This window comes from Pseudomonas sp. GW821-FHT01E05 (assembly GCF_059422425.1).
On sequence record NZ_JBWKWW010000007.1, the window covers coordinates 281,621 to 302,396 of the forward strand.

Consider the following 20,776-nt stretch of genomic DNA (forward strand, 5'->3'; position numbering starts at 1 on the left):
CGCCGGGAGGCGGCTCAACAATGGGCGAACTACTTAGACCAGTTGCGGCAAAATGCAGAGCGAGTGACGACAGATTGAACCAGTAAACGGCAACTTGAGCGGCTGTTTGTCGCCGAAACCAGTAACACTCCAGCCCAATTCTACCGTCAGGTTCGACTCAGGTTTGGCCGATGGCTCCTTATCAGCTCGGATCGACATATAGGGGAAATCGCTTTCGAATGCAGGCTCGCCGATGCACCTCATTTCATTCGACATATTCAGAACATGTTTGGCATGTCCCCCGGAAAATTGCGCAAAGAGTTGATGCGAAAAGCGACACAGTGACGCAATTAAAACCCGATCACCGGATAAAAGGATAGTGACGTCGTCTCTCGCTCTGAGTGACTCGCCTGATAAAGCTTCAACAATGTTCGATCGACGATGGCGCTGAACGCCACAACATTCAGCGCCCTCTGACTCGCTCACTTCCTCTCGCGGTTCACCACTCCCTTCTGTTTGAGAAGAAGCGTTAGATTGCCCTCGCTATCCGCAGTTGTTGAAGCAGATCCGGGCTGATTGTCAGCACTGCCATTTCAGGATTTATTTCCACCAATACTCGACCTGAAACCCTACGTTGGAGCCTTGCAGATCTGTACCAAACGCACCGGTATCAGACAACGCCGATCCCGGAGATTGTAAGCTGGCGGCGCGTTGCGCAGCCTTGTTCCAGGTTGCGTAGGTGTAATACAGACGAAATTCCGGCCTGTCCCAGAATCCCGTGCCCTTCGGTGACCAGGTAGGCGCGATGGTGTACTTAGTGAGTTTTCGGGTACCGTCTGCGGCTTCAACCTGGTCGCGCCCAACTTCTGTGATCAACTTGAACTGATCCGTGAACGCATAAATTGGCCGAACACCAATGGATAACCAGTTCTGATCATCACCATCAGGCCGCGTGTCTTTTTGATAGACCAATTCAACTTGACCACTGAAAGCATGAGTCATTTGCCAGTCGAAAAACTCCACGAGCCGCCAGCTCTTGTTGCTCTCATCCAACGTGGTATCACCGGTGTAGCCCAATGCGGTGCCCGGCCCTCGGCCGTATTGAACAGCGAACTTGTTGACTCCGCCGAGAAACGCGACCTGCTTGTGCTGGGCAACCACCGACCAGCCCTGATGAGCATTCTCGCGGCTCGGCTTGTCCAGATAACTGACGCCCAGCTGAATCTCGCCACCGGGATTTGTGTTGAATCCGCTGACGGTCACATCATGACGAGTAACAAAATCCTTTTGGAAGACGTTGTCCTTGCGTGAGAATACGTAACTGTATTTCAGATCTCCCAATGCGACTTGATCGAACCCAAAGCCCGTTGAGCTTTGGTTCCAGTAGAAGTAGTCGGAAATATTGATGTCGTTTCGGTTGTAGTAACGACGGCCCGCCCAGAAAGAACCGCCATTCAATGCCGGCATCTTGCTCCACTCAGCGTAGAGCTGGCTCATCCGCGTATAGCCGTGCTCCCCGTCAAATTTTGGTTCATGGCCATACTCGTTGAAAAACTGTGCCATGCCTTCCACGCTGACCACCGAGCCGTCGTCCAGTGAAAGCAGATCCTGACGCAAATCCAGTTCCAGATATTGCTCACATTCGTTGCCCAGACGGTACTTGGATTGCGCGCCCGGTAGCTGAAAACACGACTGTTTCCCTCCTTGAGTCGAATCTCCTACTCCGGTTCTGAAATAACCACTGAAGTCTGTTGCATACGCATCAACGGGCAAAAAGCCGACAGCAAAGGACGCACCCAGAACTGCGCTGAGAGTTTTAACGTTCATTCATAACACCTTTTGTTTGTTATATTTATTGGACAAGGCCGATAACACGAACAGCACGCTTTTGATTCGGATACGCGACTAACTCCACGCACCGGTTTCCGACAGGGAAATACCAAGTTAAATCGAATAAAAAAGGCACTGCATTACCTGAACCAAAAGCATGCGAAAAATCCAGGCAGTGCAAAGTGACCACGACGAGCTAACGATAAGGCATTAGTCCCGTCCAATCTTATGAGGCTCTACCCCCGATGACGTCCTCGGAAGAAATCTATAAGACCCTGCGTCGAGGAATCATCAGCCGGTTGCGCGTCATAGCGAGTCAGGAGGCTATGGACGCTGTTGCTTAGCTCCTTGCCCAGTTCCACGCCCCATTGATCAAACGAGTTGACTCCCCAAATTACGCCCTGGACAAAGACCTTGTGCTCATAAAGGGCGATCAGCGCACCAAGACTATGTGGATTGATGATCTCAAGAGCAACTGTATTGCTTGGCCGGTTACCGGGGATCACTTTATGCGGCGCCAGTCGTTCAATCTCACTGGATGAAAGGCCTTTGGCTTTTAGCTCTGCCTCAGCTTCACTGCGGGTTTTGCCCCACATCAGCGCTTGGCTTTGAGACAAGCAATTGGCGTACAGCCATTCCTGATGATCAGCCACTGGATTGTGGCTGACCACAGGCACAATGAAGTCAGCTGGAATCAGAGAAGTTCCCTGATGCAGCAACTGGTGGTAAGCGTGCTGTCCGTTACACCCCACGCCGCCCCAGATTACTGGGCCCGTGCTGCAGGACACTGACGTGCCGTCATGACGAACACTTTTGCCATTTGACTCCATGTCCATCTGCTGCAGATGCTTCACGAAGTTGCGCAGGTAATGGTCATAGGGCAAGAAAGCATAACTTTGCGCACCCCAAAAGTTGTGATACCAAACGCCGAGTACCGCTAAAAGAACAGGAAGGTTCTGTTCCAATGGTTCGTTCAGGAAATGCTGATCCATCGCGTACGCGCCGGATAGCAGCTCCTTGAAGTTAGCAATACCAATGGCCAGAGCAATCGGTAGGCCAATTGCAGACCATAGTGAGTAACGGCCACCGACCCAGTCCCACATAGGAAAAATGTTTGCTTCACGAATGCCGAAATCCAGCGCCGCTTGGCGATTACTTGTCACAGCAATGAAATGGCGATATAGCTTCTCCTCCGTCCCGCCCTTAGCCAAGTACCAGCTACGAGAAGCTTGTGCATTCTTCAAGGTTTCAAGAGTACCGAAGGTTTTGCTGGAGATGATGAACAGCGTTGTTTCTACGTTCAGTCCGGCTGTAACCTCTCGGAATTCACTGCCGTCGATGTTAGCTAGATAATGGCACCGCACTCCATGCCGAGCAAAAGGCGCCAATGCCTCAGAGACAAGCTCCGGGCCCAGAAATGAGCCACCAATACCAATGTTTACGACATCGGTGATGACCTTGTCGTTGTAACCACGCCACAGATGGTTATGGATACGACTCACAACGTCAGTCATTTGCGCCAGGGCTCCATGCACATCGCGCATCAAGTTGCGACCATCGACCATCAAAGCGTCACCCACTGGTCGCCGCAGCGCGGTATGCAGCACAGGACGCCCCTCGGAGCAGTTGATTTTCTCTCCACTGAACATGGCATGCGCTGCCTGTTCTACGCCTGCCTCGCGAGCAAGGTTTACAAGCAATGAACGCGTCTCGTGAGTGATCAGGTTTTTGGAGTAATCCAAAAAAAGCCCGCAGCCCGCCAAGGAAAACTCTTGAAAGCGTTTACTGTCATCTCGAAAGGCATCGCGCATACTAAAATTTTTCATGCTCTCCCGATGGTCGAGCAGATTGCGCCATGCCGGCAGTGCAGTTACATCATTCGTTTTGTTGTAGTTATTCATGCCCAGCCCCTCTTCGCCAATACGGCTTGTGCCGTCTAAATCGACTCTTGTCTTGCAATTCAAATTTAAGCATTTCGTAATTCTGCGAACGCAGAAGCGCCATCACAGGAATAAGCTCTGCATTTTGCAGTTACAACCAATTACCTGAAGAAAAACAAAACCGAACGCGGGGCACTCAAGCAGAAAACACTGAAAACATACATATACGTGCACGACAAATGGAAACCAGGTGCTAGTCGTTTAGTTTCAAAGTTATCCATGCGGCGAGACGTGAACAAGAGTCAAGTAATTCACGTCTGCACCGCTAGATCCTCAGGACGAAATCCTGATTACAGTCATTTGGGAGCGCCGCATGAATCTCGCTGAATTAAAGAGGGTTTCAATCTAATAGTCTGACGTCTACCCTCAGGTTGCTTGATACGCTTCAATAAAAGCTTCACAGCCTGGGCTCCGAGTTCCTCGAGAGGTTGCGCTACAACTGTCAATCTTGGGCTAAAAGCATCCGCCCAGTCGAAATCGTCAAAGCCAACCAACGCGATATCCTTTGGCACCTCAAGCCCCGCTTCACGAAGGGCCTGCATTGCACCAATGGTCATCAAGTTGTTTGCAGTCATTATTGCGGTGGGCGGGTGCTCTAGCGATAGCAAATGGCGAGTGGCTTCCATTGCCGGCGCAATCGCCGATTCACCACAGCAAACCAATTGATCTTCGTACTCAATTCCAGCGTCAGCTAAAGCCGCACGGTAGCCGTCAATTCGCTCATGAGAAGAAGACTGGGTCAATCGTCCGGATACCATCCCGATACGCCGATGACCCAGCTTAATCAAATGTGCAATCAACTCTTGAGAGGAGTGCTTATTCTCTACCCCCACCTGATCAAAAGACGTCGAGAGAAGTCGATCGATGAGAACCGTGGGTATCTTGTTGGCTTTTAAGTAATTAAATACTCGATTTTCTGGATCATATTCCGAAGCGAGTACAATCCCGTCAACACGTCGCTCATGCAGTGCCTTAACCGCTTTGAGTTCCTGTTCCGGATCTCTTTGCGTATTGACCAATATCATCATCAATCCGCTTTTCGCGCATGCCGCTTCGATGGCACGTACTGTTTCACTGAAGTAATAGTTTGAAAGCGTAGCAATCGCCACGCCGATAGCACCCGAACCCGAAGAGGAGCGAGCCAGAGACCGAGCGAGTGAGTTTCGAATATAGCCTACGGACTCTACAGCCTGATTCACACTACGGACGGTGTCAGGATGTACTTTACGAGTACCGTTGAGAACATGAGATACCGTAGACATTGATACGTTCGCGGCTCTCGCGACATCGCTCATCTTTGCGCCCACTGTGCATCACTCCTTTCTCACGTGATTTGATGGATAGCGCTGAACTCATGTCCAGTTGCTACCTATTGTAAAGCTCACGGCGAGAAAATGCGTCGATGGCTCTCGGAATTGATGCCGGGGCGAGCCCGCAATTTCGTGAAAGACCCAGCGAGATGCGCAGCGCATCTGAAGTCTGTGAATCGAGATGGTGGAATCCGCTATGCAGCATAGCCGGGCACTCCTTTTTATTATCGTAGCGATCATCCTGCGAACCAATTGATGGACGCAGCAGCGCTTGTTGAAAAAAGCATAGCCGAGACGAAAGCGCTTGCGCAAGCGCTTTTCTAACATCCTTTTCATGTGTTCTTTGATCGGGGCTTCCCTAGGGAATGGACGTTGAAGTGCTTTTTGGAGAATTCCTCGAACGAAAAGGAAAGCGCTTGCGCAAGCGCTTTCCTTTCGACTATGTTGCTCAAACAAGAACACCGATGAGAGGTTTCAACTGCCTCTCAAATCGGTAGATAAGGAGTTAACAGCTATGCTGAGCACTGGATCTGAAAGCCCCCCTCCTGCCCTATTGGAAATGCATTCCATCTCGAAGTCATTCAATGGGGTGCGCGTCCTGCATGATATTGACCTCAGTATTTTCCCTGGACAAATCCACGCGCTAATGGGCGAAAACGGCGCCGGAAAATCCACTCTGATGAAAATACTATCGGGGGCCTATGTCGCCGACAGTGGCACTATACGAATCGACGGATGTGATATTCGAAACTATGGCGTGAACGATGCGAAGCGCCATGGCATATCCGTCATCTATCAAGAGCTCAGCTTGTGCGCAAATATGAGCGTGGTGGAGAACATCTACCTGGGTAGAGAGATTCGTCGATGTGGAGTTATAAACCGCAAGGCAATGACCGAAGGCGCGCTCGTAGTACTAAAGCGACTTGGCGTCACATTTGATCCGCACGCACTGGTCGGCACCTTGTCGATTGCGGACCAACAACTTGTTGAAATCGCGCGTGCAATTCATGCCGATACGCGAATCCTGGTGATGGACGAGCCTACAACGCCGCTATCCACAAAAGAGACCGAAAGTCTTTTTACATTGATTCGGCAGCTACGTGATGATGGCGTCGCGATCATCTATATCAGCCATCGAATGGCCGAGATATACGCATTGTCCGATTGTGTTTCGGTGCTCCGGGACGGTCGTTACGTTGGTTCGCTGGATCGCGTCACGCTGTCAGCTGAAACCCTGGTCCGGATGATGGTTGGCCGCGATGTTTCCGGCTTCTACGCCCATGAGCGTTCTTTGTGCTCTTACGAGCAACCGATACTACGTGTTCGCAATCTTACAGATGACTTCAATATTCAAGATTGCAGTTTCGATCTGTATGCCGGCGAAATTCTCGGGATTGCAGGACTGGTGGGCTCAGGGAGAACCGAACTTGCCCGATTAATCGCAGGTATCGATGCACACTCAGGCGGAAAGATTGAAATGGACGGCGAAGTTGTAGTCATACGCTCTCCTCGCGATGCAGGTAATGCAGGCATCGCCTATCTGACAGAAGACCGCAAAGCGCTGGGCCTTTTTCTCGACATGAGTGTCCACGACAATATCAATGTATGTGTTGTGGGAAGTGATGCTCGACTTGCGGGGTTTGTGGACCGAACGGCCGGAACTGGACGTACCGAACAAGCAATCCAGGCACTCAATATCAAAGCGTCCTCAGATATCAATGTTGGAGCGCTGTCTGGAGGCAACCAGCAAAAAGTTTTGCTGGCTCGTTTGCTGGAGATGAAGCCCAGGGTATTGTTCCTCGACGAGCCTACATCGGGTGTCGACATTGGGGCTAAATCAGAAATATATAAAATCATCAATGCATTAGCAGCATCCGGCGTTTGCGTAGTGATAATTTCAAGTGAACTACCAGAGATCGTTGGAATTGCCGACCGTGTACTGGTCATGTGTGAAGGTAAACTTGTCACCGAACTCGGTGGCCATAGCGGTCTTGATATCACACCTGAAGCCATTATCGCGTTTGCCACAGGCAGCGACAGGTTGACTCTAGCCAACGGAGACTTAGTCCAATGACTTCCCCACTGCAAAGCAAAGTAGCAAGTGACTTCACCGCGCCTGATGCACGAAGCATCGCCGGAGTTTCCACGCAGGATAAAATGCGCCAACTGATGAGAGTGGCGGGCATGCTACCCGTGTTGTTACTCCTTTGTGTAGGCTTTGGCCTGATGAGCGAGAGTTTTTTCTCGGTCCAGAATTTCTCAATCATCAGTCAGCAAGCCTCTATCAATGTGGTATTGGCGTCAGGTCTGACTTTCGTGATTTTGACAGGTGGAATCGACCTTTCGGTTGGTTCGATTCTGGCTGTTTCCGCAGTAGTGGCGCTATTGGTATCGCAAGTTCCGGGTTTTGCTCCCCTGGCCATCGCTGCGGGGCTTGGAGTCGGACTGCTGCTAGGGCTCGTCAATGGTGTATTGGTCGCGTTTGGAAAGCTACCGGCATTTATAGTCACGCTAGGCGGTTTGACTGCGATGCGTGGAATCGCACGCCTCATCGGCGAAGACAAAACGGTTTTCAATCCCGACCTGTCCTTTGCTTACATTGGAAACGATACGTTGTTCGGGGTGCCATGGCTGGTTGTAATCGCGGCAGTCGTGGTTACTCTTTCGTGGGTTATTCTTCGACGTACGGTGTTAGGCGTACAGATTTACGCAGTGGGCGGTAATCCTGAGGCCGCACGGTTGTCGGGAATCAAAGTCTGGAAAGTCCTGTTATTTACTTATGCCCTGTCCGGTTTGTTGGCGGGCGTGGGGGCCATCATGACTTCCGCTCGACTGATGGCTGCTAATGGACTGCAAATGGGACAGTCTTATGAACTCGACGCTATCGCCGCCGTTATTCTGGGAGGCACGCGCTTTACAGGAGGCGTCGGCACTATCGTCGGTACGCTAATTGGCGCCCTGATTATCGCTACACTTTCCAATGGCCTGATATTGCTGGGAGTCTCGGATATCTGGCAATACATTATCAAAGGTGTTGTCATCATCGGAGCGGTAGCCCTCGATCGCTTTCGGCAGTCAGGTGCACGAACCTGAATCATATATACCCCCCACACTCCAATAACAAGAGACAGTGCTCATGAAAAAAATAATATTTACCGCTGTTTGTACACTACTGGCATTTAGCAGCGCTCAAGCGCGAGAGTTGAAATCCGTCGGGATAACTGTTGGCTCGCTGGGTAATCCTTACTTTGTAGCGATGGTAGATGGCGCCAAAGCCGAGGCACTGCATATCAATCCCGCCGCAAAATTTATCTCAGTGTCGGCAGATTACGATTTGAATAAGCAGTTCACTCAAATCGATAACTTCATTTCTTCGGGCGTAGACTTGATTCTTGTCAACGCCGTCGACCCTGTCGCAATCGCGCCTGCGATTGCGAAAGCAAGGAAGGCAGGCATAGTGGTTGTGGGCGTAGATGTCATGGTGCAAGGTGCCAACGCCACGGTACAGACCGATAACGTCGAAGCCGGCAGGATTGTATGTCAGTACATCGCTGAGAAACTGGGTGGCAAGGGTAACGTTATTATCCAGAATGGTACGCAAACTTCAGCAGTCTTGGACCGAGTCAATGGCTGTAAGAGTGTATTCGCGCAGGCACCCGATATCAAAGTACTGTCTGATAATCAGGATGCCAAAGGCTCGCGCGAAGGTGGCTACAGCGTGATGCAAGGCGACTTGACTCGCTTTGCAAAAGTCGACGCGGTGTTCGCGATCAATGACCCCCAGGCCATAGGTGCAGACCTGGCAGCAAAACAACTCAAGCGCAAAGGCATCATTATCGCATCGGTGGATGGAGCTCCCGATATAGAGACTGCGCTAAAAAGCGATACACAGATCCAGGCATCCGCCTCGCAATCCCCTTGGGGCCAGGCACAACAGGCCGTAACGATGGGTTATGACCTGTTGAATGGCAAATCTTTGGAAAGCACAACGGTACTGCTTCAACCCTCACTGGTAACACGAGCCAACGTCATGGAGTACAAAGGCTGGCAAGCTGACCACTGACCAATTGACCACTGAGCGATTGAGTCAAATGACATAGGGGTCCCACCTCTTTAATGCGGGGAATGGCTGCTGCGAGTTGCTCGCAGCGGCCGAACGGCATGAAAATCCCTAGAGGGGCGAACCTACGGGAAACCTGAGCGACGGCTGCTGAGGAGAGATTTGGCATGTTTACCAAAACAAACACAATAGTAAGTACAGAGCTACTCAACTACGTTAAGGCCCTGTCTGGGAATCGAATTGTCGTTGCGCTAGCGGGGCCGCCTGGTGCCGGTAAGTCCACCGTCTCTCAGGCCTTGGTAGAGGCTCTTAATAGCGTTATGCCGGGGAGCGCAGCTGTTGTTCCCGGAGATGGCTTTCATTACGATGATGCGGTTCTTGGATCCTTGAACCTTTTAGATCGTAAGGGCTCACCTGAAACATTCGATGTGGGTGGCTTCAGGAGTCTGCTGCTACGGCTTCGTGCGAACAACGAACCAGCGGTTGCCGTTCCGGTATTCGATCGGATCCTGGAGATATCCCGTGCTGCAGGACAATTGATTTCCTCTGACGTGAAATATCTCATCGTGGAAGGAAACTACCTTCTATTAGACCTCGCCCCATGGTCGTCCTTAAGAGACTGTTTTGACGCCACCATAATGCTGCAGGCTGACCGCAAAACCCTGGAAGCGCGCCTGCTTGATCGATGGCGATCATTGGGTTTCGATGAGTCTACTTCCTATGAAAAAGTTCATCGCAACGACCTTCCGAATGCCGACATTGTGATTTCTGCCAGCAATATCGCTGACTTCACGATCACAAATTAAGATCCCACTTCCTCTCTTTTGAGAAAGAATCACGCCGTTAACCAAGCGCTTTGCTTGGCTAGCTTTTCAACGCTAACAGGCCTACGAACGCTATTAACAACTTGTAGCGAACCTTTAAAGAGCGAATGACTATGTATCTGGTATGTGGTGAAGCGCTGTTCGATTTCTTCAGTGAAAACGACGTCAACGTTCAAGCTTCAAAAGTGAACTACAAAGCGATTGCCGGTGGTTCGCCGTTCAACGTCGCCGTCGGCTTGCGCCGTCTGGGCATCGACGTGGCGCTGTTCGCCGGGCTGTCCAGCGACTACCTCGGCCGGCGTTTACAGCAAGTGCTGCAGGAGGAAGGCGTGCGCCCGGACTACCTGCAGGACTTCGACGCACCGACCACCCTGGCGATGGTCGCCGTCGGTGCCGACGGCTCGCCGCATTACAGCTTCCGAGGCGAAGGTTGTGCCGATCGCCAGCTGTTGCCGGGGCATTTACCTGAATTAGGCGCTGAGGTGCGTGGGTTGCATATCGGCTCGTTCTCGCTGGTGGTGCAGCCGATTGCCGACACCCTGCTGGCCCTGGTCCGCCGGGAAAGCGGCAAACGCCTGATCAGCCTCGACCCCAACGTGCGACTCAACCCAGAACCGAATATCGAACTGTGGCGCGAACGCATCAACACTCTGGTCGAGCATGCCGACCTGATCAAGGTCAGCGACGAGGACCTGAACCTGCTCTACCCCGAGCGTAACCCGCAGAGCGTGATCCATGGCTGGCTGGAACACCGCTGCCAGCTGGTATTCCTCACTCGTGGCGGCCAGGGAGCAACGGTATTCAGCCGCCGCCATGGCAGTTGGTCGGCGCCGGCCTGCGTGGTGGTGATGGCTGATACCGTGGGCGCCGGCGACACCTTCCAAGCGGCATTAATCGCCTGGCTGACCGAACAGCAGCTGGATTCAGTGGAGGGTTTGCAGCGCTTGAGTCGCGAACAGATCGACGCGATGCTCACCTTCGCCGTCAGCGCCGCCGCCCTGACCTGCGGCAAGACCGGGCCGGACTTGCCTTATCGACATCAGTTGGATTGATATCTGGTCGGGATCTGTATCGCGGGCATTGCAGTTTTCGCGAGCAAGTCGGCCCCACCACCGCCGCTTGACTTGGGCTGTGCCGAAGGCTGGCTGTTGCGGGCGCTGGCTGAACGGACTATCAAGGTGATCGGCGTAGATGGCGACGCGACCTGGTCGGATAGCGCGAGGACCACCGTGCAATCTCCGTCTCGTATGGATGAAGGTGATTTGTCGAATGTAAGGTCAGGTAGGCGGTGGGCGATACCTCTTTGAGGTTGCGCAATGTTTCGGGAAAACCCCGGGCGCAGGCAACTCGTTCATACGGAGAAAGAGATTGTGTGACAGGGGGCTTGGGAAGCGCTACCACATCAAGGTCCAACGCGGAATTTTGGCCAAGCCCCTCAACCTTCACCAAGGCGTATCGGAGTAATTGCTTGAACCAGGTCCGACATTTTTCCGCTGTCGTTAACGCCTCGCGTTGTTCGATTCCGCTTAGCAAGTCGAACTGGTCGTGGCGATTAATGTCGTAGATGGACAGCCGGCCGTGCGTTGGCAGGAGGTTTTTTTGAAGATTCTCAAGATCTGCGGAAGCGTGCTCTGGCGACCTTCCTTGAGGCTCAGCCTGCGGAACTCGACCCACTGATCAAACACTGCTTCAAAAGTGTGCTCCGCTGCGCTACGAACTGCGCGACGCTGCTGTTTACGATGCTCATAAGGGTTGATGCCCTGGGCAACCAAAGCACGCGCCTCATCACGGCGACAGTGCTTGTCCGAATTCAAGACTCTCATTCGAGACTCAATTTAGGACTTAAAAGCACTGGATGGTGCTGGACTTCAGCAATTCCCGTCGGAACGAAAAAAGGACCCGACGGTCCTGATTTCAATCACTTACAGAATTCTGTGGAACTCTGCAGCGCAATAATTGGAGCGGGAAACGAGACTCTCATCTAGCGTCCGACCCATTGAAATCTAAAGGTTTTATAATATCCCCTCAGTGGGAATGGGCTCATTTTTGGACTTGTTCGGAGGGCATGTCAAGAACGAGAAGAACATAAGTCCGAGTCGCGCTACCGAGTGCTTTCTACAGTCACGCGGAGAAGCAGCTATCAGGCCGTGAGTATCATTTTCCACACGATTGCCGCGATGGTCGGAGATACGTCGATCAGCTGTGTTCTCTCGTTTATCGTGGCGATTCAAAAACGACATCGCCCGATCGAACACCACTCCAAATATCGAACGCCGCAAAAGCGGCCTCGCCGTCGATGGACTCTTGATGAACATGGTATCGGAGCTCCTCGCACCTAACTGACATTCAGTAACTAAAATCATGCCCCAACTCTTTCTGCATCCATTCCAGGAATCGTCTGACCCGAGGGAAGTGTGCGTGGGCCCTTGGGAAAACCAAGTGGTGTGCAGTAATCGAAGCGCTCAGCTCCGGCGCTACCTCTACCAACGCACCGCGTGCGAGATAGTCCTGCGCCAGCAAGGTGCTTTCGAGGGCAAAGCCGAGCCCGTGGCTGGCAGCCTCCAGCGTCATGTAGGAACGATCGAAGCTTAGGGTGTAGGGCTTCTCGGGGCGTGACACACCATGTTGGGCAAACAACTGCGGCCACTTGATCAGCGTGGCCTCCGACAGGATCAACTGGCTGTCCAGCAAATCCGCAGCGGTCCGGATCGGGTGTTTTTCCAGCAGCTTCGGGGAAGCCATGACTGCAATCTGTTCATTGCGAATCGTCCGCACTTCGTAGCTGGGCCAGTTGGGCATGCCGTGGCGGATGTCCACATCGATCTTGTCGCGACTGAAATGCAGCGATTCGTAGGAGCACGAAAGGTTGAGCTGGATGTCGGGATGACTCTGGCGAAACTGTTCGAGGCGCGGCATCAACCACAACAGGCCGAAACTGGGCGACGAGTGCAACCGCAGGCAATCCAGGCTGACATCGCTGGTGGCCCGTTCGGTCGCCACCGCCAGACTGTGCAGGATGCCGGAAACCTCGGTGAGGTATTGCTCACCGACCGGGGTCAATGTCACGCCCCTGGCCGTTCTGAGAAACAGCTGGCGTCCGATCATCGCCTCCAGTTTGGCCAACTGGTGACTGACCGCTGAGGGTGTCAGATCGAGCAATTCGGCGGCGCGAGCGACGTTGCCGAAACGTGCTGTCTGCTCAAAGGCCTGAATGGCTTTCAGTGGTGGCAGGATCGGAGGTGCATCGCCAGGTGTACTCATGATTATTGTTATTCCGCTGCAAGTGGCGTGGGCCGGGCATGCAGCTATTCAAACATCGGGAGAGCCCATTGGCGAGTGCTGAATTTTTTTCAGCATCAAGTGACATTCGCGTTATTGCTCAGGGTCAGCGTGGAGAACAAGCTGAGTCATCGGTTCTTCGTGGATCGACCCAATAAAAACAATCAGAGGTACTCTTCCATGCTTCTTCAAGGCAAAGTCGCGATCATCACCGGTGCAGCTTCCGCACGTGGCATCGGCCGCGCTACTGCAACGACCTTCGCGCAACAAGGCGCACTTGTCGTGATCCTCGATCTGGACGAATCCGCCGCACGGGATGCCGCCGCATCCCTGGGCGAAGGTCATCTCGGCCTCGCCGCCAACGTCGCAGACGAATCGCAAGTCCAGCAGGCCGTCGCCAAAATCATCGAGCACTTCGGTCGCATCGACATTCTCGTCAACAACGCCGGTATCACCCAACCCCTCAAGACCCTGGACATCCGCCCTTCGGATTACAACAAGGTGCTGGACGTCAGCCTGCGCGGCACCCTGCTCATGTCGCAGGCGGTCATTCCGATGATGCGCCAGCAGTCGAGCGGCAGCATCGTGTGCATGTCGTCGGTCTCCGCTCAACGCGGCGGCGGCATTTTCGGTGGCCCTCATTACAGCGCCGCCAAGGCCGGCGTGCTGGGCCTGGCCAAGGCCATGGCGCGGGAACTGGGGCCGGACAAGGTGCGCGTCAACTCCATCGCCCCCGGCCTGATCCACACCGACATCACCGGCGGCCTGATGCAGGACGAACGCCGCCACGCGATCATCGACGGCATCCCGTTGGGTCGCCTGGGCGAGGCGCAGGATGTGGCCAATGCGGCGCTATTTCTGGCCAGCGACCTATCCTCCTACCTGACCGGCATCACCCTGGATGTGAACGGCGGCATGCTGATTCACTGACAACACCTGGCGGGCCTCGCGGCCCGTGCGGATCTGGATCGACGACGCAGCCGGGCCCTATTGCCTGGCGGTCAATAAAAACAAGAGATCAGACCATCATGACAACCCTGTCGCTCGAAGCGGTTTCGACCGTGCGCTCCAACGCCTACCGGAAAACCGCGTGGCGCCTGATGCCCTTTCTGATGCTGTGTTACCTGTGCGCCTATCTGGATCGAGTCAATGTAGGCTTTGCCAAGTTGCAAATGATGAACGATCTGGCGCTCAGCGAAACGGTCTACGGGCTGGGCGCAGGCATGTTCTTCATCGGCTACTTCCTCTGCGAAGTCCCCAGCAACATCATCTTGCACAAGGTCGGTGCGCGGGTCTGGATCGCGCGCATCATGATCACCTGGGGCATCGTGTCTGCCCTGTTCGCCTTCGTTGAAACCGCATGGCAATTCTATGCCTTGCGCTTTCTGCTTGGCATTGCAGAAGCAGGGCTGGCGCCGGGTCTGTTGTTGTATCTGACCTACTGGTTTCCGTCCTACCGTCGTGCGCGCATGACCGTGTTGTGGTTTATCGCCATTCCGCTGTCAGGCATGGTGGGTGGCCCTCTCTCCGGCTGGATCATGACCCACTTCGCTGGTATGCACGGCTGGGCCGGATGGCAATGGATGTTCGTGTTGGAGGCTATACCCACAGTCGTGGTTGGACTGCTGGTGTTGAGCTATCTCAAGGATGGCGTGTATCAAGCCGGCTGGCTCAACGACGATGAAAAGGCGCTGATCACCCGTGAGTTGGCCGAGGATGACCAGAAAAAAGTCACCCATGCCTCTGTGGGCGAATTCATCCGCGACCGTCGTCTCTGGTTACTGGCCGCCATCTACTTCTGTGTCGTGATGGGACAGTACGCAATTACCTTTTGGCTGCCGACCCTAGTGCGTAACGCAGGGGTGTCCGACCCGATGAAAATCGGCGTGCTGACCAGCCTGCCCTACCTCTGCGCAATTGTGGCCATGCTGTATGCCGGACGCAGTGGCGACAAACATCGCGAGCGCCGCTGGCACCTCATTGTACCGATGATCGCGGGTGCTATCGGGCTGAGCCTGGCTGCTCTGATGGGCGGAAATGTGATGCTCTCTATTCTGAGTCTTTGCTTGGCCGCTTCCGGAATTTTATCCGCGACGTCGATGTTTTGGATGTTACCCACCACGCTGCTTGGTGGCATCTCAGCCGCCGCAGGCATCGCGGCGGTCAACAGCTTCGCCAACCTCGCCGGCTTCTGCTCTCCTTACCTGATTGGCTGGATCACCACGCTGACAGGCTCCAGCGCTATTGGCATGTACCTGATCACCGGCGTTCTGGTCGGCGGTGCTCTATTGGTACTGCGCATCCCCGCCGCCTTGGTTAATCGTTGAGTTAACGGAGTTTCATCATGACTACCAATCCTTCACTCGCTTCATCCAAAACATTGGTGGAGCGCGCGTATAACATCCGCCGCCATGCACTGCGAATGGGTCAAGTCCAAGGGCAAGGATACGTTGGCCAGGCCCTCGGTGCCGCCGACTTGCTGGCTGTCTCGTATTTCCATGCGCTGAACTATCACCCCGAAGATCCTGAATGGGAGGAGCGTGATCGCTTCTATCTCTCAATTGGTCACTATGCGATTGCGCTGTATGCGGCCTTGATCGAAGCCGAAATTATCCCGGTAGATGAGCTGGAAACCTACGGATCGGATGACAGTCGCCTGCCAATGTCGGGCATGGCCACCTACACCCCGGGAATGGAGATCACGGGGGGCTCCCTTGGCCAAGGTTTAGGGATTGCGGTAGGTGCTTGTCTGGGCCTCAAACGCAAAGGGTCGCCCTCCTTCGTCTACAACCTGTTGTCGGACGGCGAGCTGAATGAAGGCTCGACCTGGGAAGCCGTGATGTCGGCTTCGCATTGGAAACTCGACAACCTGATCGCGATTGTCGACGTCAACAACCAGCAAGCCGATGGTTACTCAAGTGAAATCCTGTCGTTCGAGCCGATCGTCGATCGCTGGCAGGCGTTTGGCTGGTTCACCCAGCGGGTCGATGGCAATGATCTTGATGCATTGGTCACCGCATTCGACGCCGCGCGCAGCCATCCTGGAACCCAACCACGCGTCATCATCTGCGATACCCGCATGGGCAAGGGCGTGCCGTTTCTGGAAACCCGCGAAAAGACACATTTCATCCGCGTGGAAGAACACGAATGGGATCTGGCACTGAACAACCTTGAAGAAGGAAAAAAACAATGAGTAACGCGGCCAACACTCCGACCTCGAAGGGCGAACCGGCAAAAAAACGCCTCACCACCTCGGCGATGATCGCCTCGATCGCCTCCGAAGGCCAAGCCACCAAGTCGGCACCTTTCGGGCATGCGTTAGCCGCGCTGGCGGATCAGCGTCCGGATATCGTCGGCATGTCCGCCGACTTGTCCAAGTACACCGACCTGCACATCTTCGCCAAGGCGCATCCAGATCGCTTCTATCAAATGGGCATGGCTGAGCAACTGCTGATGAGTGCGGCGGCGGGGATGGCTCGGGAGGGCTTCGTTCCCTTCGCCACCACCTACGCGGTTTTCGCCTCCCGTCGCGCCTACGACTTCATCTGCATGGCGATTGCCGAGGAAAACCTCAACGTCAAAATCGTCTGTGGTTTGCCTGGTCTCACCACCGGCTACGGCCCGAGCCATCAGGCCACGGACGACCTGGCGATCTTCCGTGCGATGCCCAACCTAATGATCGTCGATCCGTGCGATGCGCTGGAAATCGAACAGGCGGTACCCGCCATCGCGGCTCACCAAGGGCCTGTCTATATGCGCTTGTTGCGCGGGAATGTGCCCCTGGTGCTGGACGAATACGGCTACAAATTCGAGATCGGCAAGGCCAAGACCCTGCGCACCGGCAATGATGTGCTGATCATCTCCACCGGCTTGATGACGATGCGCGCATTGGAAGCGGCCAAAGAACTGCAGGCTGACGGCGTTGATGTCGCCGTGTTGCACGTGCCGACGATCAAACCACTGGATGAGCAAACCATCCTTTCTGAAGCCAGGAAGCCTGGTCGTCTGGTAGTGACTGCAGAAAACAGCTCCATTATCGGTGGATTGGGCGAGGCTGTTGCGACTGTCTTGCTACGTAACGGCGTTACTCCAACCTTCAGACAAATAGCTTTACCTGACGCGTTCCTCGACGCCGGAGCTTTGCCGACACTGCATGATCGTTACGGTATTTCAACTCAAGCCGTTTGCACCCAAATCAAAAGCTGGCTGTAGCAGCAACGTAGAGGCACCTGAAAACAGGTGCCCTTTAGCGGCCCTCGTTGAAGCAGGCGAACTAAGACCTTTAGAGGCCGGTAGTGCTGCTCTCCTTGATGCTCAATAGCGAGTCCCAGCTCTGGTAGGTAAATGTCGAGTCTCATCCTGCCAAGCCACTCCGGAGTAGCCTCACGCAAAACCTGATGATCAGGAAAAATCTCCCGTACCAAGCCGTACAATGCGGACTCCCGCCGCCACCGGCTTAACCCCAGTACATGCATCACCTCAGCGCGAGCGGTTCTCTGATCTACCTTCAGATCAAACATCACCTGATCGAGGTAGCTTTCATAATTGGTCTCAATACTAGGACCGTACCTTTCGTCTTCAGCGGCCGCCTTAGCAATACACAAGTGGCACAGGCCCGTTCCGTAGTCGCACGTTGAAATGTACTCACGCAACACGGACCTGTGATATCCCCCAGCTTCCAAATTCGCCATAGCGTTTTCATGGAACGCTTTGGAGCACTCACAGAGGAGTCGCTTGCCAGACAGCATATGATCGAATGAGACGATTCTCAGCCCCCACGAACTTGAGCCTTCGAATGCTCACCCTGTGCGATCCGGTGAAGGTTAGTTTCGAGAGAAAACCACGCTCGTTGATCCCGGCCAGCGTGTGGCGCAGTAAATTCATTCCAGAGTTGGAATCCCGGGCATTGATCAGCCGATGGCTGCCCTGGAAACCCACCAGATCAGTCACGGCCGAATCTGCTCTGCAAAGCAGCAAACTGCAATGGTCACCACCCGAGCTATGGGTAAGCTCATAACTCGGGCGCCCTACCAGTCTCACCTTTCCCCGCAGTGACGTGATGAATGGATAACCACAGGTCTGGGATAACAAGAGATCCGGAGAAAGCCAATGGGGCGTTGGATCAACGATCGGCTTTTGCTCACGGCGCTCGCCCAAGATCTCCAGGACGCATTGGAGCCAGGCTTCTTGTGCCTGTACAACCCTGGCAGAAGCGATCTATCCATGTACCTCGCTCCTGCCAGGGTGATTGTGATTAGCGCTTGGCCCCAGATCACAGCAAGAAGCTATTAACAGGCTTTTTCAAGCCCAAGCGGTCCCTCAGCGTCCCAGGTTCATATTCCTTGCGGAAGACACCTTTGGCTTGCAGCAAAGGCACCACGCCGCGGGTGAAGGCTTCGAAGTCCGTCGGCAAAAACGGAAACATGAGGTTGTAGCCATCGACGGAATTCGACTCGTATAACGCTGAAAGCTTATCGGCAATATGCTCCACCGTTCCGATCAGCAGCCAGGTACTGGAGCTCTTGACCAACCGGCGCCCTATTTCGCGGATAGACAAGGAAGTATCGTACTTCTTGAGCAGGGCCAGCTCAGTTCGAATGCCATCGAACTCAGATTCATCGGGCAACGCTGGCAATGGGCTGTCCGGCGAAAGTCCTGTCAAGTCGAGACGGGTGTAACTGGAGACCAGATCGATCGCCACGGCATCGATGATGAGGCTGTCCTCCAGTTGCCGGCGTCGCTCCTCCTCAGTCTCATTCTCGAGAACCACCGGAAGCACACCGGTGATGATTTTCAGATCACTGGAATGCCTACCCTTCAACTCAAGTCGGCGATTCAAATCGGCCCTATACGCCAGTCCTTCTTCGACCGTATTGATGAAACAGAAGTGCACGTCCGCATGGGCGGCGGCCAGGTTCTTGCCCGCTTCAGAAGACCCCGCCTGGGCAAGGACCGGATGTCCCTGAGGTGGACGCGGCACGTTAAGCGGCCCACGTACGCTGAAATGTGCGCCTTTGTGATTGATCGGGTGAATCTTCGACGAATCGGCAAAGTCGCCGGTACCCTTGTCAAATTCAAGCGCACCGTCTTCCCAGGAGTCCCAAAGCTGCTTGACGACATGGATGAATTCCTCGGCCCGCAGATAACGATCGCCGTGCTTCGTCACGCCTGACAATCCGAAATTCGAAGCCTCTTCTTCCAGCCAGGAAGTCACGATATTCCAGCTGGCTCGCCCTGCGCTGAGATAGTCCAACGAAGTGAAATATCGCGCGAGGTTGAACGGCTCGTTATAGGAAGTTGAAGCGGTGCCCATCAGACCAATGTGATCAGTCACGGCAGCCAGTGCGGACAAGAGCGTAATAGGTTCAAGGCGGGCGTTGGCATAGTGCCTCAACCCACTGGCCACGGAGTCCCAGACCGCGACGTGATCCGCGACAAAAACCGCATCGAACTTCGCCGCCTCGGCCGCCTGCACCAGTTTTACGTAGTACTTGAGCGTGAATATTTCCTGGGTCGGTGACAGCGGGTGGCGCCAGGAAAAACGATGATCTCCTTGGGGGTTAAAAAAGAACAAATTCAAAATCATACTTTTATTGGACATAACGCCTCCGCGACCTTACCAACGTCGCATTCATTTTCACTGGGCCGTCTTGACGGTATGTTCGGCGACCCACTGCGCCGCGACTTTTGCGGGATCCTTGTGATCGATATCAACAAGGCGATTGAGTTGCTTGAGGTCGTCATCGGTCAGTTTTGCAGAGACCTCGTTGAGCACCTGGGTGACTTCTGGGGTTAGCAACGCCTTGCGACCCAGTGGCGTGATGTTTTGCAGGGGCTGTTGGTGCTTGTCGTCCTCGAGGACAACCCAAGGTTCCTTAGCCAGGATGCCTTGCGTGGAGACCACCGTGGCGACGTCGATAGCGCCTGAGTTCAACGCCAGCCGCGACAAGGGCCCGCCCATGTCCAGCGATTTGATGCTCTTGAAGTTGATGCCGTAGACCGCCTTCAACCCGGGCAGGCCCAATGCAGCAGTGGCGACTTCGGGAGGCCCGCCCAGCGTGAAATCACCCGAGACGGGCGCCAGGTCGGACAAGGTGTGCAAGTTGTACTTTTCTGCGGTTTTCTTGGTAACAGCCCAAGCGGTAATAGAGCCCGCGGACGAAGGCTCAAGCAGCTGGAGGTCCGCCGGCAACTTCTGTTGCAGAGCGCTGAGGATCTCCTTTTGGGTGGTCAGGGCGGTCTTGTCGTCATAGAAACTCAACAGTGATCCTATGTATTCGGGCACAACGTCTATATCCCCGTTTTCCAGCGCCTTGGCGATGATCTGGCGGTTCCCCAGATTGAGTCGGGTCTTGACGTCAATCCCTTCATTTTTCAAGGCTGACGCATAGATGTTTGCAAGAATCGTCTGCTCGGAAAAATTGGCCCCTCCTATGGTGATGGACTGGGCACTGGCAAACGTGCTGCCAACCAGCAAGCCTAACCCCAGCAACAATGAAAACGAGTGCACTGAGCGAGCCTTCGAACGTTGTTTGTTTTTCATTTGGATTTGCA

At 54.1% G+C, this 20,776-nt stretch carries 16 protein-coding genes and 2 pseudogenes; 10 read left to right on the forward strand and 8 right to left on the reverse strand.

Translation table 11 applies throughout. The annotated features are described in order from the left end of the window. Positions 1-33: 33 nt before the first annotated feature. The 4 genes from AC07W5_RS17855 to AC07W5_RS17870 form a co-directional block, all read right to left on the reverse strand. Positions 34-465: a hypothetical protein gene (locus AC07W5_RS17855; protein ID WP_494994894.1), complete on the reverse strand. Its 432-nt coding sequence runs from the start codon at positions 463-465 to the stop codon at positions 34-36. Between the two features lie 114 nt (positions 466-579). After that, complete coding sequence (locus tag AC07W5_RS17860; RefSeq protein WP_494994893.1) at positions 580-1,806, reverse strand: maltoporin; 1,227 nt, start codon at positions 1,804-1,806, stop codon at positions 580-582. A 239-nt stretch (positions 1,807-2,045) separates the two neighbouring features. Next, a complete protein-coding gene (gene pgi / locus AC07W5_RS17865; protein WP_495010812.1) occupies positions 2,046-3,710 on the reverse strand; it encodes a glucose-6-phosphate isomerase in 1,665 nt (554 codons plus the stop codon). A 335-nt stretch (positions 3,711-4,045) separates the two neighbouring features. Continuing rightward, on the reverse strand, positions 4,046-5,056 hold the full coding sequence (locus AC07W5_RS17870; protein ID WP_008006387.1) for a LacI family DNA-binding transcriptional regulator: 1,011 nt from the start codon (positions 5,054-5,056) through the stop codon (positions 4,046-4,048). A 517-nt stretch (positions 5,057-5,573) separates the two neighbouring features. Between AC07W5_RS17870 and AC07W5_RS17875 the strand changes: the two genes are divergently transcribed. From AC07W5_RS17875 to AC07W5_RS17900, 6 genes and pseudogenes are all read left to right on the forward strand, one after another. Continuing rightward, a complete protein-coding gene (locus AC07W5_RS17875; protein ID WP_494994891.1) occupies positions 5,574-7,133 on the forward strand; it encodes a sugar ABC transporter ATP-binding protein in 1,560 nt (519 codons plus the stop codon). After that, positions 7,130-8,152, forward strand: coding sequence for an ABC transporter permease subunit (locus tag AC07W5_RS17880; RefSeq protein WP_495023978.1), 1,023 nt, complete (start codon positions 7,130-7,132; stop codon positions 8,150-8,152). The genes AC07W5_RS17875 and AC07W5_RS17880 overlap by 4 nt, the downstream gene beginning before the upstream one ends. A 43-nt stretch (positions 8,153-8,195) precedes the next feature. Continuing rightward, the gene (locus AC07W5_RS17885) at positions 8,196-9,122 is read left to right on the forward strand and encodes an ABC transporter substrate-binding protein (protein ID WP_218537081.1); all 927 of its coding nucleotides are present in this window, start codon (positions 8,196-8,198) and stop codon (positions 9,120-9,122) included. 164 nt (positions 9,123-9,286) lie between these two features. Then, positions 9,287-9,925 (forward strand): nucleoside/nucleotide kinase family protein, encoded by a 639-nt coding sequence (locus tag AC07W5_RS17890; RefSeq protein ID WP_495010815.1) that lies wholly within the window; start codon positions 9,287-9,289, stop codon positions 9,923-9,925. Between the two features lie 131 nt (positions 9,926-10,056). Beyond that, the gene (locus AC07W5_RS17895) at positions 10,057-10,995 is read left to right on the forward strand and encodes a carbohydrate kinase family protein (protein ID WP_495010816.1); all 939 of its coding nucleotides are present in this window, start codon (positions 10,057-10,059) and stop codon (positions 10,993-10,995) included. Positions 10,996-11,049: 54 nt separating this feature from the next. Continuing rightward, positions 11,050-11,184: pseudogene (locus tag AC07W5_RS17900) on the forward strand (methyltransferase domain-containing protein); the annotation flags it as partial. Between the two features lie 96 nt (positions 11,185-11,280). On the opposite strand, the pseudogene AC07W5_RS17905 reads toward AC07W5_RS17900, so the two are convergent. Continuing rightward, positions 11,281-11,736, reverse strand: a pseudogene (locus tag AC07W5_RS17905) (tyrosine-type recombinase/integrase); the annotation flags it as partial. 553 nt (positions 11,737-12,289) lie between these two features. Beyond that, the gene (locus AC07W5_RS17910; RefSeq protein WP_494994888.1) at positions 12,290-13,204 is read right to left on the reverse strand and encodes a LysR substrate-binding domain-containing protein; all 915 of its coding nucleotides are present in this window, start codon (positions 13,202-13,204) and stop codon (positions 12,290-12,292) included. Positions 13,205-13,402: 198 nt separating this feature from the next. Here AC07W5_RS17910 and AC07W5_RS17915 point away from each other — a divergent pair, with 198 nt between their 5' ends. The 4 genes from AC07W5_RS17915 (at position 13,403) to AC07W5_RS17930 (ending at position 17,434) form a co-directional block, all read left to right on the forward strand. Beyond that, positions 13,403-14,152, forward strand: coding sequence for an SDR family NAD(P)-dependent oxidoreductase (locus tag AC07W5_RS17915; RefSeq protein ID WP_494994887.1), 750 nt, complete (start codon positions 13,403-13,405; stop codon positions 14,150-14,152). A gap of 98 nt (positions 14,153-14,250) precedes the next feature. Next, entirely contained in the window at positions 14,251-15,549 is a 1,299-nt protein-coding gene (locus AC07W5_RS17920; protein ID WP_495010817.1) for an MFS transporter, read from the forward strand. 17 nt (positions 15,550-15,566) lie between these two features. Then, a complete protein-coding gene (locus AC07W5_RS17925; protein WP_494994885.1) occupies positions 15,567-16,415 on the forward strand; it encodes a transketolase in 849 nt (282 codons plus the stop codon). After that, positions 16,412-17,434 carry a transketolase family protein gene (locus tag AC07W5_RS17930; RefSeq protein WP_494994884.1) on the forward strand — a complete coding sequence of 341 codons (1,023 nt, stop codon included), beginning with the start codon at positions 16,412-16,414 and terminating at the stop codon, positions 17,432-17,434. Before AC07W5_RS17925 ends, AC07W5_RS17930 begins: the two co-directional genes overlap by 4 nt. Before the next feature lie 1,060 nt (positions 17,435-18,494). Here the strand turns inward: AC07W5_RS17930 and AC07W5_RS17935 are convergent. Both AC07W5_RS17935 and AC07W5_RS17940 read right to left on the reverse strand, forming a co-directional pair. Beyond that, on the reverse strand, positions 18,495-19,823 hold the full coding sequence (locus tag AC07W5_RS17935) for an LLM class flavin-dependent oxidoreductase (protein ID WP_495010818.1): 1,329 nt from the start codon (positions 19,821-19,823) through the stop codon (positions 18,495-18,497). A gap of 36 nt (positions 19,824-19,859) precedes the next feature. After that, positions 19,860-20,765, reverse strand: a complete 906-nt coding sequence (locus tag AC07W5_RS17940) for an ABC transporter substrate-binding protein (protein ID WP_495023979.1) — start codon at positions 20,763-20,765, stop codon at positions 19,860-19,862. Positions 20,766-20,776 lie beyond the last annotated feature (11 nt).